This window comes from Geobacter sp. FeAm09, from assembly GCF_008330225.1.
Taxonomy (GTDB): domain Bacteria; phylum Desulfobacterota; class Desulfuromonadia; order Geobacterales; family Pseudopelobacteraceae; genus Oryzomonas.
Genome location: NZ_CP042466.1, coordinates 2,781,654 through 2,797,960 on the forward strand (window position 1 = coordinate 2,781,654; position 16,307 = coordinate 2,797,960).

A 16,307-nucleotide genomic window follows, 5' to 3' on the forward strand; every position below is an offset into this window, starting at 1 on the left:
GCACCGAAGACGCAAAAAAAGCCCGGTGTATGCCGGGCTTTTTCGTGACGCCATCCCTCCCCGCTATTCCCCCAGCCCGGGGGACACGCCACCGCTGGCGGCGGGAAGAACTATCTCGAAACGGCTCCCCACGCCGACGGTCGAGGACACCTCGACGGCCCCTCCGTGCTTTTTGACGATGGAGAGCACCGAGGGGAGCCCCAGGCCTGTTCCGCTGGGCTTGGTGGTGAAATAGGGGTCGAAGATCTTCTGGAGGTCCTCGGGGGGGATGCCGCTGCCCTCGTCCTCAACGGCAAGCCACACATAATCCCCCGGAGGCAGGCGATACGGTTTCCCGTACTCCAGATGCAGGTTGGCGGCCCGGACCGCTACCCTCCCCCCTTCGGGCATGGCCTGAACCGCATTGATCAGCAAATTGCTCAGGGCCTGGCCGATCTGTCCGCCATCCGCTTCAACCGGCCAGAGGCCATCCGCCACGTCCACCACCCGCTCAATCCGGGAGCTGTGCAATATGAACAGCGCCACATCCCGGATCAGGGGGGGGAGAGCGATCCGCTTCTTTGCCGCAAGTTCTCCGCCAAAATTGAACGCGAGCAGCTTGCGGGCCAGTTCGCCGGCCCGGACTGCCGCCTTTTCCGACTCTTCCAGCCGCAGGGCGGCCCCGTGGCAGGGTTCCAGCTGCATCCGTGCCAGGGAGATGTTTCCCAGGATACCGCAGAGGATGTTGTTGAAGTCGTGGGCGATCCCACCGACCAACACCTCCATGGCATTCAGCTTCTCGACTTTGTTCCGGTCCTCATGCTCAAAGCGGCCTATGGCATCCTCGAGACGGTGTATTTCGGCTATCAGTTCGTCCCGGGACCTTGTTTCCAAAGGCATGAAAATTCCTCTCACGAGCCATCGGCTGGTATAAGAGACCGTGAAATTCGGACTTTGCCGGACGTTCCCGTGGTGGCCCTGCGATGGCGACCGCAGCGGCATGAGACGCGCCTGCCGGCCGCGAGGGGAGCCATTCCATCCCCGACGACGTTTTTCAAAAGAACCGGGGCCGCCACACGGCCTCCCTGCCGTTGTTGCAGGACAACCTGACACGGATTAAGCAGTTTTGCGTATTCATCGTGACGAAACAGTATGCATCGCCGGCCAAATGTTGATATACTATAATTTTTCTAAATTAGAATTTCTGTCTCGTGGCCATTCCCTGCCAACGTCCAAGGTAGTGGGGTTGACAGCAGCGCCCAAACCCCATGGGAGGAGACGACACGACTCATGATTTCAGCCGGAAGAATTACGCACCATTACCGCGCTACCCGTGCATCATGCGGGCAGGGACATCGCCCATGACCTGTCCACCGGCGCATACCCCGCTTCTCCATACCCAAAAGGAAACCTGTCTTCGGCCGGCCGGTACGGCAGCGCCCGCCGGCTCGCGACGTTTTAATGAGACGCGACAGTTTTGCGTAAATTTAATCGCATGTCAACAAAAATATACTCATGAACGAACCTGCCCGGCACCAAGAAGCCGCGGCGCATCGGCCGGCCCGGATACGTTCATCGGAAGCTGCCTGGCCTCATCATCACCATTATGTCCAGCCATCGGCCCCCGGGCCTGCCGGCCGTTTCTTTGTCATCTTTATTTTTTTACGCAATGAGGGATAATGGGACGAAAAGGGAACACATCGCACACACCGAAAGCGCCCGATTCGCAAACGCCCGAAAAACCGGAGCCCACCCCCGAGCTCTTGGGCTTTTCGGAACGTCTGAAGAACGTCATCGGTGCGGAAAGCCTGCGCACCTTCGGCAGCCGCTGCCGTCTGTCGGAAGGGGTTCTGAGAAGCTATCTGCGCCGCAGCACCTTTCCCAGCCTCGACCGGCTGGCCGCCATAGCACGAGCGGGCGGCGTCAGCCTGGCGTGGCTGGCCAGCGGCGCGGCCCCCATGTATCCCGCGGGCAACGCCCCCCCGTCACGGGACGGGCAGCGCCTGAACGAAAGTTATATCCTGCCGCTTCGCGAGATCGTCGCACATGGGGGGGCCCGGCTGAGCAGGCAGGTTGTGGATTATCTGGCGTTGCATGCCGAATGGCTGACGGCGTCTCTCGGGCTTTCACCGGCCCATGTGGCGTTGATCAGCGTGATCGGCGACAGCATGGAGCCCTACCTGGCCGACGGCGACCTGGTCCTGCTCGACACCAGCGTGACGCACGTGGAGGCGGACAACGTCTATGTCCTGCAATACGGGGATGTGTTGCTGGCGAGGCGCATCCAGATCAAACTGGACGGCACGGTGGCAGTAAGAAGCTATAACGGCGCCTATGAATCCGAGGTGCTGCCGGCGGAGATGGCCGATAAGCTGCAGGTGATCGGGCGCGTCGTCCGCCGCATCGTGCGCTGACCGGGAGAACCCGGCCCGTGGTGCGGCACCATTACCCTGTAAAAACCCTTTTCCAGATCAGGCTGGCACCGATGCCCCACATGGTGCACCCCACCAGAATATCGAGAACCCGCCAGGCAACCGGCTTGCGAAACAGCGGCGCACAGACCCCGGCGCCATAGCCGATGCCGTAAAACCAGACAAGCGATGCCGTCATGGCCCCCACGGCAAAGAGAACCCGGGCCTGTCCGCTGAATTGCGCCGCCAGGCTGCCCAACAGCAGTACCGTATCCAGATAGACGTGGGGGTTCAGAAGGCTGAGGGCCAAGGTGGTCGCCACCACGGCGGCAAGCCCTCCATCCCCCGTGCTTTTCCCATCGGCCGCCAGCCCCTGCGGCCTGGCCGCCGACCAGAAGGAACGGATGCCGTAGCAGAAGAGGAAAGCGGCCCCTCCCCACAGGGCACAGACGAGCAAGCGCGGCGACGAGGCGACGACCGTGCCGAAACCGCCGGCCCCCAGCGCGATCAGAATCATGTCGCACAGAAAACAGATGGTGCTTACCGTAAAGACGTACTCACGGCGCAGCCCCTGCCGCAGGACAAAGGCGTTCTGGCTGCCGATGGCGATGATCAGGCTTGCGCCGAGGCTGAAACCGTGCACCAGGGGTTCATAGGACAAGACAGGGGTCATGGGGTCTGCGCTCCTGCCGCAAGAATACCGACTTCGCCACCATTAATCAACGCCGTTGTCCCCCGGCAATCGGGCCGCATGGCAGAAAATGCCTGTTTGTTGTCATTGCGCCCTCTGCCGCTTTGTGAAAAAATGCGCATCATGAATCGACGCAATCACGACCAGCATAGCAAGACCGGGGCACGCGAACCGCGCACCATCGTCGTGGTGGCCCATGAGGGGTGCGAGCTCCTGGATGCCACCGGCCCCGCCGCGGTATTCGGGGTGGTGAACAGGACGCTGCGGGAGCAGGCGGCGCCCACCGGCTACCGGACCATCATTGCGGCAGAGGAGCGGGGGGCCGTCACGACCTCCGCGGGGGTGCAACTGGTGGCCGACGCGGCATGGCGCGACATTGCCGGCCCCATCGACACCCTGCTCGTGGTGGGAAGCCCGGACGAGCCCCTCTGCCGCACCATGGCAAACCGGGAGTTGATCCACTGGCTGAAAGAAATGGGGGGACGGGCCAGGCGGCTGGTATCGGTCTGCACCGGCGCTTTCCTCCTGGCGGAGGCGGGTCTCCTGAACGGGCGGCGGGCCACGACCCACTGGATGGACGTGGACCGCATGGTCAGGGAGTACCCGGAAGTAACCGTGGAGCCGGATGCAATCTATGTCAGGGACGGCTCCGTAGCCACCTCCGCGGGCATTACGGCCGGGATCGACCTGGCGCTCGCCCTGGTGGAGGAGGATTACGGCAGGAAGCTGGCCCTGGCAATCGCCCGCCGGCTCGTCCTCTACCTCAAACGCCCGGGCGGGCAGAGCCAGTTCAGCAGCCGCCTCCGTTCCCAGATGGTCACGGGCGGGCCCCTGGCACCGCTTCTGGCCTGGCTTGAGGAAAACTCCCATCAGGATATCACGGTCGATGCCCTGGCAGACCGGGCAGCCATGAGTCCCCGCAATTTCGCCCGGGTGTTCCTCCGGGAAACCGGTACGACGCCGTCGAAATACCTGGACCGGTTACGGATCGAACGGGCCAAGCATCTCCTGGAGGAGACGAATCATCCCATGGAGACGGTGGCGCGGGAGAGCGGTTTCGCCAGCGCCGAGCAGTTGCGGCGCACTTTCCAGCGCTGCCTGGGGATCACGCCCCGCGCCTACCGCGAACGTTTCTGACCATTACCCCGAGGAGCCATGTATGGACTACCTGCTGAAACGAGGCGAAACCATTGCGGTCACCGCCGGTCCCGAGGGGTGTTCCCTGCGTACGGACCGGGGAAGCGTGTGGCTGACCCGCTACGACGACCCGCGCGATTATTTCCTGAAACCGGGCGAGGCCTTTGCCGTACGCGCTCCCGGCGCGGTGGTCATCGAGGCGCTGGAGGATGCGGCGATCTCCCTGGAATACCCCGGCGCCGGCCGGCCGGCCCGGGCCACCATCCAGGTCGGCCTCGGCATCCCCTCCTTGATTGCCATGGAACTGCACTGAGCCCCCCTACCCTCCCCCTTTGATTGACTTTTTCCCTTGGGCGGTATATTCAGAAAGGTCGCAATCTTGCCCAAGGAGTCCCGTGTGTCCGATACCCCCAAACCGAGCCGTCTGTTCGCCTTCGTCGCCAGGCGTCCGCGCCTGATCCTGGCGCTGGCCCTGTTCTTTTCCGTCGTTGCCGTCGTCTACACCAAACAAAACATGGAGTTTCTCACCGGCCGCGACGACCTGATGGCCAAAAACGCCCCCTTCCAGATGGATTACCAGGCCTATCGCCGGGAATTCGGCGACCAGGAAGAGATCGTGGCGGTCATCGAGTCGGACGACGCCGAGAAATCGACCCGCGCCGCCGATGCGCTCTACCAGCGCCTGAACCGGGAGACCGGCCTGTTCCGCGACGTGTTCTACCCGGGCGGCCTCCCCTTTTTCCGCAAGAACGGCCTGTTGTTCATGCCGCTGGAGGACATCCGGCGGCTGCGCCACACCCTGACCATGGCCGCCCCGGTGCTGAAGGACCTGGCCGCCTCCCCCTCGGTGCAGACGCTCTTCACCAGCCTGACCGGCCAGATTGACGGTTACCTCGCCTCCGGCGACCCGGCTGCCCTGGAGAGTCTGACCTTCATGCTGGGCACCCTCGACAAGGGGTTCAAGGCCGTTGACGGCAAGGGGAGCGGCATGTCCATGGACGCGTTCCTCAAGGGAGGGGGCGACGGCACGCCATCGACCCTGGAAAGCGCCGGCAGGCAGCAGGTCATCACCATGCGGCCGGTCAAGGACGAGGGGAGCTTCGTGGCCTCGGAAAAACCGATCAAGGCGGCCCGCGCCGCCCTGGCCGAACTGGTGAAGCGCCCCGAATTCAAGGGGGTCACGGCCGGCCTGACCGGCGTGCCGGTGCTCGAGTACGAGGAAATGGCCACCAGCCAGCGGGACATCGAGATCGCCACCATCCTCTCCCTCTCCCTCACCGTGGTCCTGCTGCTGTTCGCCTTCCGCGGCCTGTTGAACGTGATCAGCGCCATGGTCTCCCTCATGGTGGGCATCTGCCTCTCCTTCGGCTTTGCCACCGCCGCCGTGGGGCACCTCAACATCCTCTCCATGGTCTTCGCCATCATGCTCATCGGCCTGGGGATCGAGTACGGCATCCAGGTGGTCCTGCGCTATCAGGAGGAGTTGCGGAGCGGCTCGTCCGGCATGGCGGCCATCGAAACCGGCCTTACGGCCAACATCCGCTCCATCGTCATGGCCGCCGCCACCGTGGCCCTGGCCTTCGCCACCTTTGCCTTCACCGATTTCAAGGGCATCGCCGAACTGGGCATCATCGCCGCCGGCGGGGTCGTGATCTGCGTCATCACCACCTTCACCGTGCTGCCCGCCATGCTCATCCTGCTGGAACGGTTCAGGAAGCCGCTCCCGAGCGCCCCCGCGCAACAGGCTCCGGCGGAGCTTGCCGAAAAGCCCTTTTTCCGCGCCCTCTTCGCCAACCCGCGGACCGTCGTCGCTGCTACCCTGCTCCTGGCCCTGGCCTGCATCTATCCGACCCTGACCATGCGCTTCGACTATAACCTGATGAACCTCCAGGCCAAGGGGCTGCAATCGGTGGAATACGCCTACAAGCTGATGCGCAGCAAGGAAAACTCCGGCTATTTCGCCGTGGTGACCGCCAAGGACCGGGCAGAGGCCAAGGCGTTGACCGAACGCCTGGAGAAGCTCCCCAGTGTAGACCACGTGGTCAGCCTGACCGCCCTGGTGCCGGACGGCCAGGAGGCCAAGCTGGCGGAACTGGCGGCGCTCCGGCAGGTCCTGGCGGAGGTAAGGCCGGTGCCCTACGAGGAGAACCTGCGGGTCATGGAACTTCCCCGGGTCTTCGAGGCGTTCCGCGACCGGGTGGGCAAGCTGAAGGCCGCCCTGGATGCCAAAAAGGCGCCCGAGGCCAAGCCGGTGGGGGCTTTCCTGACGACCCTGGACGGCTTCTTCGCCACCCTGGAGAAGGAAAAGGACAAGAACGCTCTGGGGATGCTCCGGGAGTTTCAGGGGAGCATGTTCGCCGAGTTGCCGGTCAAGCTGACCATGATGAAGGAGAGCCTCGAGGCGTCCCCGGTCGTCGAGGCGGACGTGCCGCCCCAGCTGAAGCAGCGCTTTGTGGGGAAAAGCGGCGTGCTGCTGCTCCAGGTGGCCCCCAAGAGGGAGGTCTTCGAGCACGAGCCGCTCCAGGAATTCGTCACCCAGGTCAAGGGGGTCGTTCCCAGCGCCACCGGCGAGCCGGTCATGGTCTACGAATCCCTGACCACCATGCGTGACGCCTACCTCAGGGCCTTTGCCTATGCCTTCCTCGGCATCGCCGTGATCCTGCTCATCAACTTCAAGAGCGTCCGGTTCGCCGCCATGGGCGCCCTGCCGCTGGCGGTGGGCCTGTTGTTCATGGTGGGGGGGATGCGGCTGGGAGGGGTCAGCTTCAATTCGGCCAACATCATCGTGCTGCCGCTGATCCTGGGGGTGGGGATCGACTCGGCCATCTACATCATCAACCGCTACCGCCAGGGGAACGAAACCCCGGGCCAGGTGGCCACCCGCAGCGCCGGCATCGGCGTGTTCCTCAACGCCCTGACCATTCTGTTCAGCTTCGGCGCCCTCATGGTGGCCCACCACCAGGGGGTCTTCAGCATCGGCGCGGTCATGTCCCTGGGCATGACGGCCAGCGTGGCGGTCTTCCTGATCTTCCTGCCGGCGCTGCTCTCCCTGTGGGGGAGGCGGTAAGGCTCGCCGTCCATTCCGGGAATGGTGCGGATGGCAAGACCTCCGGGGTGGAACGCCCCGGAGGTCTTTTTGTCTGGTGGTGCGTGATGCCCGCTCCTGTTGCCGGGCCTTCTTCACATGCCCCCTGAATGGGCTGCGGCCGGGATTCGATACGGCGTGCGACATGCTTCACCGCAACGTTTCATTGTGGCCATGATGGTCATGGCCATAAATGGAGATGCAAGCGGGATCGTGAGAGGACATGGTATAACGTTCCGTATCGTGTGCGGTCGGTTCGCCGCAGTAATTTCGAGAGGTTAAAGTTCCAGGCAGAGGGGTTTTCCAACTTGAGGCCTTTTGGGATGAAAACCAGATGAAAACTAGGGACATCCATGATAAGTTTTGTCACATGGTCAATGCCCTATGGTTCTTTTTCGGTATAAATTGCCGGCAGGACATGGTGGGTTCCTTTCTCGGCAGTGAGTTGGCCGTGCTGCTCACATGACTGGAAAATCCCATCATGTCCTGCCCTTACCTCTTGCGGTGGATTTACGAATAGAACCCAGTACCCGGGGTTGCAGAGAAGGGACTCCCCCCAAAGTAAGCTCCGAAAATATCGCAACAGTTGACATCCTGTCCGCACCGTTTAGTATTTGATGCACAATAACTTCCAAGGAAACCGAATATGAAGAATCTCGGAAAGAAGAGCGGCACCCGGAAGACGGCCCCTGTCGAACCCGCTGCGGTACCCGGACAGGAACAGAAAAGCGACGAGGCAAACTTCCCGATCGTCGCCATCGGCGCGTCGGCCGGGGGTTGGAGGCGCTGACCCAGTTCCTGGAGCCGGTAGCGCCGAACTGCGGCCTTGCCTTCGTCGTCATCCAGCACCTCGACCCCGACCACGTCGGGATGCTTCCCGAACTGCTCCAGCGGGCCACCAAGCTGGAAGTGGTGCTGGTCAAGGACCGGATGCGGGTCAGGCCGGGCTGCGTCTACGTCATCCCCCCCAACCGGGAGATGTCGATCCTCCACGGCGTCCTCCACCTGTTCGAAGCGGCCGAGCCCCGGGGGCTGCGCCTCCCGATCGACCACTTCTTCCGCTCCCTGGCCGACGACTGCAAGGAACGGAGCATCGGCGTCATCCTCTCCGGCATGGGGTCGGACGGCACCCTCGGTCTCAGGGCGATCAAGGAGAAGGGGGGCCTCGCCCTGGTGCAGGACCCGGAATCGGCCAAATTCAGCGGTATGCCGAACTCGGCCATCAGCTTTGGCCTGGCGGATATCGTGGCCCGCGCGGAGGTCCTCGCCGCGAGAATCACCGAAATCCTCCAGCACGCCCCGCTCGGTGCGGTCCCGAAGGTGAAGCTCGAAGAGAAGGATCTCTCCGCCCTCGACAAGATCGTCATCCTCCTGCGGTCCGAGACCGGCAACGATTTCTCCCTCTACAAGAAGAGCACCCTCTACCGCCGGATCGAACGGCGCATGGGGATTCACCAGATCGACACCATCGCCTCCTATGTCCGCTTCCTCCAGGCGAACCGCCAGGAACTGGACCTCCTCTTCAAGGAATTCCTGATCGGCGTGACCAGCTTCTTCCGGGACCCGGTCGCCTGGGACCACCTGAAGAGCGACGTCATCCCGGGGCTTCTGACCGAACAGCCGTCCGGGGGGTGTTCAGGGCCTGGTCGGCGGGGTGCTCCACCGGGGAAGAGGCCTATTCCCTGGCCATCGTGTTCAAGGAGACGCTGGAGGAGCTCAAGCCCCAGTCCCACTACACCCTGCAGATCTTCGCCACCGACCTCGACCGGGACGCCATCGACAAGGCCCGGCTCGGGATGTTCCTCCCGAACATCGCCGGCGACGTCTCGCCGGAGCGGCTCAACCGGTTTTTCACCAAGGAGGATGAGGGGTACCGGATCAACAAGGAGATCCGGGAAATGGTCACCTTCGCCACCCAGAACGTCATCACCGACCCCCCCTTCACCAAGCTCGACTTCCTCGTCTGCCGCAACCTCCTGATCTACCTGGACGTGGAGATGCAGAAGAAGCTCCTGCCGCTCTTCCACTACGCCCTCAACCCCGGCGGCGTGCTGTTCCTCGGCAGCGCCGAGACGCTCGGCGTCAGCTCGGACATGTTCTCCCCCCTAAACGCCAAGATGCGGCTCTTCCGGCGCGACTACAGCATCAACCGGCCGAACGTGGTCTCGTTCCCCTCAACCGTGCTTCCCCCCGCCCCGGCGGGCTTCAAGGAACCGCCCGCCGTGAAACCGGACATCAATCTGCAGATCCTGGCCGACCGGGTCCTGCTGCAGAAGTATTCCCCCCCGCCGTGCTGGCCACGCACGAGGGGGACATCATCTACCTCAGCGCCCGGACCGGGAAATACCTGGAGCCGCCGGTCGGGAAGGCGAATCTCAACCTCTTCGCCATGGCCCGGGAAGGGCTTCGCGTCGAGCTGTTCGGCGCCTTCCAGAAGGCCCAGCACCAGAGCGATCCGCTGGTCGTCCAGAACATCCGGGTCGGTCCCCACGGCGGCAGCCAGACCATCGACCTGGTCGTTCAGAAGCTGGACGAGCCGGAGCTGCGGGGGATGGTAATGGTCGTTTTCCGGGATGTCCATACCTGCCCGGACATCCCCCGGAAGCGCTCCGGCAAGGCCAAGGATGCCGTGAGCACCCGGATCACCGAACTGGAGTCGGAACTCCAGCAGGCCCAGGAAAGCCTGCGGGTCAACCGGGAGGAACTCCAGACCACCCGGGAGGAGATGCAGACCTCCCAGGAGGAGCTGAAAGCGTCCAACGAGGAGCTCCAGTCGATCAACGAGGAGCTCCAGTCGACCAACGAGGAGCTGACCACCTCCAAGGAAGAGATGCAGTCGATGAACGAGGAACTCCAGACGGTCAACTCCGAACAGCAGGCCAAGGTGGACGAGCTCTCCCACTTGAACGACGACATGCGAAACTTCCTGAACAGCACCGAGGTCGCCACCATCTTCCTCGACAGCCGGCTGAACATCCGCCGCTTCGCCAACGCCTCCAGCAAGCTGTTCAAACTGATCCCGAGCGACGTGGGGCGCCCCCTTTCGGACATCGTCAACGAACTCTCCTATCCGGAGTTGACCGCCGACGCCGAAAAGGTGCTCCGGACCCTGGTCTTTTCCGAGAAACAGGTTTCCACCACCGACGGCCGCTGGTTCTCGGCCCGGATTCTGCCGTACCGGACCGTGGGTGACGTGATCGACGGGGTCGACCGACATCACCTCCTTCAAGCAGTTGGAAGATGAGCTGCGGACGCAGATCCGGCACTACGAGGAGGCGCGGAACAATGAATGATCCCCCCAGCGGCGGAGCCGGGGCACCCCGGCTCCGCCGCAAGGCCGAAAAGCTCGTCGACGGTTCCGCCACGGCGGCGCCCCCCCAGGGACGGAGGCGGACACCCTGAAGCTCCTCCACGAGCTGCAGGTCCATCAGGTCGAGCTTGATCTGCAGAACGAGGATCTGCAGCAGGCCTACGAAGACCTGCGGGCCTCCCGGGACCGGTATGCCCTCCTGTACGACTTCGCCCCGGTCGGCTATTGCACCATCGACCGGGACATGGTGATCCGCTCCGTCAACCTGACGGGAGCGGTCCTGCTCGGGATGGAGCGCTCCCGCCTGGTAAAGCGGCACCTCTGCCAGTTCATCGCCGACGGGCACCGCGTAACCTGCGCCAACTTCCTGGCAAAGACGTTTTCGGACCAAGGGATCGCGTCGTGCGAGCTGGCGCTCAAAACGGGGAAAGGCCGGCAGCTCATCGTGCAGGCCGAGGCCGCAACCGTCGGTCCGGGTAATGAATGCCTCGTCGCGCTGATCGACATTACCGCACGCAAGGAGGCGGAAGCAGCACTCCGCACGTCACGGGAAGAATTGGAGCAGCGGGTCGTCGAGCGGACGGCCCAGTTGGCCTTGTCGGCCGACCGGGAACGGGAGGAGATGGCCGGCCGGTTGCGGGCGCTGGAAGAGTTGCGGCAGAACGAGCTCCTGATGGTTCAGCAGGGGCGGCTGGCGGCCATGGGGGAGATGCTCGGCAACATCGCCCACCAGTGGCGCCAGCCGATGAACTACCTCGGGCTCCTGCTCCAGGAGATCGGACTCTCTCTCGAACTTGGCTACATAAACAAGGAGAAGTACAACGAGAACCTGGCCAAGGCGATGGTGACCCTCCGGCACATGTCGGAGACCATCGACGATTTTCGCTGGTTCAGCGCTCCGGACAAGGAAAAGAGGGTATTCCGGGTCGATGAGGTTGTCACCAAGGTGCTCCACCTCGTCGGGGACCACTTCAAGGCACAGGGGATCGCCATCGACCGGAGCACCACCGGCGCCCCCGCCATCAACGGCTATCCCAATGAGTACGGCCAGGTGCTGCTGAACCTGCTGATGAATGCCCGGGATGCCTTCCCCGAATCGGCGGAGGCAGGCAAACGGATACGCATCCAGCTCTGGGCCGAGGGGGAAAAAGCCGTCCTCACCGTCGCCGACAACGCCGGCGGCATCGACGACCGGATCGTGGACAGGATTTTCGACGCCTATTTCACCACCAAGGAACTCGGGAAGGGAACCGGCATCGGCCTGTTTTTATCGAAGATGATCATCGAGAAGAACATGGGGGGGCGCATCACCGTACGAAACGTCGCGGAGGGAGCAGAGTTCAGGGTCGAGGCCTGACATGAAAGCCGGAAGCGTCACATTCCCCACACGGATTATCCTGATCGTCGAGGACGACCATGCATCCGGCGTGATTCTCCGCGACATGGTCGCCAGGAAATTCCCCGGTTTCGCCATCTACGTCGCGGAAGATGGCGAAACCGGGATAGATTTTTGCCGGGAGCACTCCCCCGGCATTGTGGTGACCGACATCAACCTGCCGGGAATCGACGGCGCCCTGATGGCCAAGAGAATCAAGCGCCGGAAGCCGGACACGAAGTTCATCGTTCTGTCCGGCTACAGTGACACGGTGCACTTGCAGGAGTTCAACGCTATCGGCATTCACGACTTCCTTGTCAAGCCGGTCGATCTGAAACAGCTGTTCGCTGCGATTCAGGCATGCATCGATGCGCCCTGAGAGCAGTCCTCCGCAGGGTGGGTGTATGCCACCCGAAAGCCTCACTTGCCCGCTCCCCGTCCAATCCGATTCTGGAGGCATCGTTTGATTCTTCCCACGCCGCAAAAGCTGAGGGGCCAGCCCCCGACATGAGACATTTTCAGAGCGCACCAAGTCAATTCTTTCGTGGCACGGGCTGCCCCTTCAAGACACTTTCTCCCGCATGCGTTGATGGGGCGACCCCGAGATCACCTCGTTAGCGCAATAACTGCCATCACGCCAGCGACACCAGCCGCACGCAGTGGGCGCTGGCCTCGGCCCGGCTTCGGGCCTCGTCGGTGGACGCCCCCTGGACCAGGGCCACCCCCATACGACGGCCGGGACGGGTATCCGGCTTGCCGAACAGGCGCAGCTTGGCCCCGGGGACGTCCAGGGCCTCCGTCAGCCCCTCGAAACGCACGTTGTCCCGGCTTTCCTCCGCCAGGATCACATGGCTGGCCGAAGGGGCCAGGTTGAGAATCTCGGGCACCGGCAGCCCGAGGATGGCGCGCACGTGCAGTTCGAACTGGCTTGCGTTCTGGGAGATCATGGTCACCATTCCGGTGTCGTGGGGCCGGGGGGACACCTCGCTGAACAGGACCGTATCGCCTTTAACGAACAGTTCCACCCCGAAGATGCCGTACCCTCCCAAGGCGCCGGTGACCGCCGCCGCCTGGCGCCTCGCCTCGGCGAGGGCCGCCGCGGACATGGCCATGGGCTGCCACGATTCGTGGTAATCCCCCTTGATCTGCACATGGCCGATGGGGGGACAGAACGAGGTGCCCCCGGCGTGGCGGACGGTCAGCAGGGTGATCTCATAGTCGAACGGGATGAACTCCTCGATGATGGCGGTATCGGACGCGCCGCGCGCCCCCTCCATGGCGTAGCGCCAGGCGGCGTCCACCTCCGCGGCGGTCCGCACCACGCTCTGCCCCTTGCCGGACGAACTCATGATCGGCTTCACCACGCAGGGAAAGCCGATGGCCGCGGCATTGACGCGCAACTCTTCCGCACTTTGCGCAAAGGCGTAGCGGGCCGTGGGCAGCCCCAACTCTTCGGCGGCCAAGCGCCGGATGCCCTCCCGGTTCATGGTCAGGTTCGTCGCCCGCGCCGTGGGGATCACCCGCTGCCCCCCCTGTTCCAGTTCCAGCAGAAATTCGGTATCGATGGCCTCGATCTCCGGCACGATCAGGTCGGGGCGTTCCTCCGCCACCACCCGCCGCAGCGCCTCCCGGTCCAGCATACTGATGACGTGGCTTCTGTGGGCCACCTGCATGGCCGGGGCATGGGGATAGCGATCCACGGCGATCACCTCCACACCGAGACGTTGCGCCTCGATGGCGACCTCCTTGCCCAATTCTCCCGCTCCCAGCAGGAGCAGTCTGGTTGCGCCCGATTTCAGTGGGGTTCCAAGGTTCATGATGCAAAATCCTCCCAGATTCGTGAGTAGCGATTCTTCCCGCAAGCAGCGGTTTTAGCCGGAAACTATGCCCGACGCCCCGGCGAATGTCAAAGCGTAAATAAACCGCCCACGGGGCGCCAAAGCGGCCCCATCGACAGGCCTTATGCCTCTTGCTTCAGGTGGTCCCCCGCCGTGTCGTCCCTGCCGAAGCAATAGGTATTCTTGCCGCTGCGCTTTGCCCGGTACATGGCGACATCGGCGCAGATCAGGAGTTTTTCGGCGCTGTCGGCGTCATCGGGAAAGACACCGATACCGATGCTCGCCCCAAGACGTACGGGGGAACCGTCGGGCACCACCAAGGGCTGGCTCAGGGCGCCGATGATATGCTCGGCGACCTGGCCCGCGTCCTTGCCCTGGGACAGGGTGGCCAGGATAAGGGTGAATTCGTCGCCCCCCATGCGCGCCACGGTATCAGACCCCCGTACGCAGGAGGTCAGACGATCCGCCACGATCTTGAGAACGTGGTCCCCTGTTTCGTGGCCATGGGCGTCGTTGATCTCCTTGAAGCCGTCCAGATCCAGGTACAGGAGGGCGAAACGGTGACGGTCGCGGGCCGCCAGGGCGGCGGCCTGGCGGAACCGGTCGAAGAAGAGGGTCCTGTTGGGCAAGCCGGTCAATTCGTCGTAATGGGCCATCTGCTGCAGGCGTTCAACCAGCAGCTTCTTTTCGGTTATGTCTTCCTTGACCGCCACGTAGTGGGTTATCACGCCCAACCCGTCGCGGATGGGGGAAATCGATGCGGACTCCCAGAACAGTTCGCCGTTCTTCTTCCGGTTGTGGAACTCCCCGCGCCAGACCTCGCCCCCCTGGATACGGCGCCACAGATCGACGTAAAACTCCGGGGGATGCTCGCCGGCCTTGAGGATGCGCGGATTGCCGCCGCAGACCTCGTCCGGTCCATAGCCGGTCTGGTGGCAGAAGGAGGGGTTCACGTACTCTATGGTCCCCTCGCGATCGGTGATGACGATGGAAACAGGGCTCTGTTCCACGATGGTGGAGAGCTTGCGGATAGCATTCTCCGCTTCCCGTCTCCCGGAGATGTCGCGAGTAACGCCCACATACCCGATGATCGCGTCATTCTCGTCGCGATAGGGAGTGACATCGACCTCAACCCAGATATGGCCGCCATCCTTGCAGAGCATCTGGACTTCATAACGCAAAACGCCGCTCGCCGTTCCCTGGGCATCCATCTGCATCCGTTCGGCCTGTTTCCTGGTGACCTCGGCAACCCCTTCGGGCGTCAAAAGCGAAAAAAGCGGCTTGCCGATCAGTTCCTCACGGGTATAGCCGTGAAAATCCGTATGGCCGTTGACGAACACAAACCTCAACTCGGCGTCCAACTGCCAGATCGCATCGGAGACGTTTTCCGTGACAAAACGGTACTGTTCCTCGCTCTGCCGCAACGCCTGCACCACCCGCTTCAGGCCGGTGACATCCCGCAGCACCACCAGCCGCCCCCGGTCCACATCGTTGCCTTCGCTGATACGGCTGACGCTGACCTGCCAAAAACGCCCGTCGCGGCGGTCCTGCCAGAGGGGGCCGTCCCCCTCGTCCCGCGGACCGTCCACGACAGCGCCCAGCCCCGGCAGATGTTCCAGGGCCGGGGATACCGGAAGGCCGACCCGGTCTTCCATGCCGAAGCGGGCAGCGGCCCGGTTGCAGTCCACAAACCGCCCCTGGTTATCGAATACCAGGACCGGTTCGCTCATACGGTCGAAAAGGGTTTCCCGCGCCACCGGGGCCAGATCGAAAAGCCGGGTGGAGAGGATTCCCCAGGCGTAGAGCGGACCGGCCAGGGACAGGGCGATGGGGACCAGGTCGATGCCCCACGGGTTGAACCCCGCCAGGTAGACCAGGAAGGCGCACCAGGGGAAGAGCGACCCCACCAGCATGACCATATCCTGACGGCGGTACATGGTGGAGCGATACCTTGGCTTGACCCCGATCAGGAGGGTTCCGGCCAGCATGGCCAGATTGGTGTACGTGGTACTGACCCAGTACCAGGGGCCGGGCGTAAAGGCCAGCAGGGGAAACGGCGCGGCCGTATTGATCCAGGCACCGCGATAGACGAGCCATGAAAAGGCAGGGATCGTCCGCAGCACCAGGATCACAAGCGGCACAACGAACAGTCCGGCAGTGACCGGCACGGTAAGCCAGCGGCCCCTGCCGGAATAATGCAGCGTGGCAATGATCCACAAAGGCGCGATCAGCACGATCCCCAGGTACTGGACGCGGCTCCAGGCCAGCATGGCTTCCAGGGTGTCGCTGGACAGTTCCAGGGCATACCCGAAGGAATAACAGCCGACTGCCGCCATGAGCGCGGCAAAAGCGGGCGCGCCCGGCAGGTGGTTGCGCCGCCAGGCAAAACAGGCCAGGAAAACATCGCCGATGGCAGAGAGCAGCAGGAAACCTATGAGAAGAGGACGCAGTACTGTCATGATTTCAATCGATCATTTTGGC

Annotated in this window: 12 protein-coding genes and 2 pseudogenes; 10 read left to right on the plus strand and 4 right to left on the minus strand. The window is 63.3% G+C overall.

The annotated features are described in order from the left end of the window. Positions 1-63 precede the first annotated feature (63 nt). Entirely contained in the window at positions 64-879 is an 816-nt protein-coding gene (locus FO488_RS13035) for a sensor histidine kinase (RefSeq protein ID WP_168206035.1), read from the minus strand. A 779-nt stretch (positions 880-1,658) separates the two neighbouring features. Between FO488_RS13035 and FO488_RS13040 the strand changes: the two genes are divergently transcribed. Beyond that, a complete protein-coding gene (locus FO488_RS13040) occupies positions 1,659-2,393 on the plus strand; it encodes a S24 family peptidase (protein ID WP_149210955.1) in 735 nt (244 codons plus the stop codon). A 31-nt stretch (positions 2,394-2,424) separates the two neighbouring features. Here FO488_RS13040 and FO488_RS13045 read toward each other — a convergent pair whose 3' ends face one another. Further along, the gene (locus tag FO488_RS13045; protein ID WP_149210956.1) at positions 2,425-3,063 is read right to left on the minus strand and encodes a LysE/ArgO family amino acid transporter; all 639 of its coding nucleotides are present in this window, start codon (positions 3,061-3,063) and stop codon (positions 2,425-2,427) included. A gap of 141 nt (positions 3,064-3,204) precedes the next feature. Here FO488_RS13045 and FO488_RS13050 point away from each other — a divergent pair, with 141 nt between their 5' ends. The 9 genes and pseudogenes from FO488_RS13050 (at position 3,205) to FO488_RS13075 (ending at position 12,367) form a co-directional block, all read left to right on the plus strand. Beyond that, on the plus strand, positions 3,205-4,218 hold the full coding sequence (locus FO488_RS13050) for a GlxA family transcriptional regulator (protein ID WP_149210957.1): 1,014 nt from the start codon (positions 3,205-3,207) through the stop codon (positions 4,216-4,218). Positions 4,219-4,240: 22 nt separating this feature from the next. Continuing rightward, positions 4,241-4,531, plus strand: coding sequence for a DUF2917 domain-containing protein (locus FO488_RS13055; protein ID WP_149210958.1), 291 nt, complete (start codon positions 4,241-4,243; stop codon positions 4,529-4,531). 84 nt (positions 4,532-4,615) lie between these two features. After that, positions 4,616-7,285: an MMPL family transporter gene (locus FO488_RS13060; RefSeq protein WP_149210959.1), complete on the plus strand. Its 2,670-nt coding sequence runs from the start codon at positions 4,616-4,618 to the stop codon at positions 7,283-7,285. A gap of 664 nt (positions 7,286-7,949) precedes the next feature. After that, entirely contained in the window at positions 7,950-8,093 is a 144-nt protein-coding gene (locus tag FO488_RS20070; RefSeq protein WP_240731917.1) for a hypothetical protein, read from the plus strand. Next, positions 8,081-8,743, plus strand: a pseudogene (locus FO488_RS20075) (chemotaxis protein CheB); the annotation flags it as partial. The gene FO488_RS20070 and the pseudogene FO488_RS20075, both read left to right, overlap by 13 nt. Before the next feature lie 191 nt (positions 8,744-8,934). Next, a pseudogene (locus FO488_RS20080) lies at positions 8,935-9,360 on the plus strand (protein-glutamate O-methyltransferase CheR); the annotation flags it as partial. A gap of 332 nt (positions 9,361-9,692) precedes the next feature. After that, positions 9,693-10,547, plus strand: a complete 855-nt coding sequence (locus tag FO488_RS20085; RefSeq protein WP_240732273.1) for a PAS domain-containing protein — start codon at positions 9,693-9,695, stop codon at positions 10,545-10,547. Between the two features lie 154 nt (positions 10,548-10,701). Continuing rightward, entirely contained in the window at positions 10,702-11,970 is a 1,269-nt protein-coding gene (locus FO488_RS13070; RefSeq protein WP_149210960.1) for an ATP-binding protein, read from the plus strand. 1 nt (position 11,971) lies between these two features. Next, positions 11,972-12,367 (plus strand): response regulator, encoded by a 396-nt coding sequence (locus FO488_RS13075; RefSeq protein ID WP_149210961.1) that lies wholly within the window; start codon positions 11,972-11,974, stop codon positions 12,365-12,367. A gap of 253 nt (positions 12,368-12,620) precedes the next feature. Here FO488_RS13075 and purT read toward each other — a convergent pair whose 3' ends face one another. Then, the gene (gene purT / locus FO488_RS13080) at positions 12,621-13,805 is read right to left on the minus strand and encodes a formate-dependent phosphoribosylglycinamide formyltransferase (protein WP_149210962.1); all 1,185 of its coding nucleotides are present in this window, start codon (positions 13,803-13,805) and stop codon (positions 12,621-12,623) included. A 143-nt stretch (positions 13,806-13,948) separates the two neighbouring features. Beyond that, positions 13,949-16,285, minus strand: a complete 2,337-nt coding sequence (locus tag FO488_RS13085) for a histidine kinase N-terminal 7TM domain-containing protein (protein WP_149210963.1) — start codon at positions 16,283-16,285, stop codon at positions 13,949-13,951. Positions 16,286-16,307: the final 22 nt, after the last annotated feature.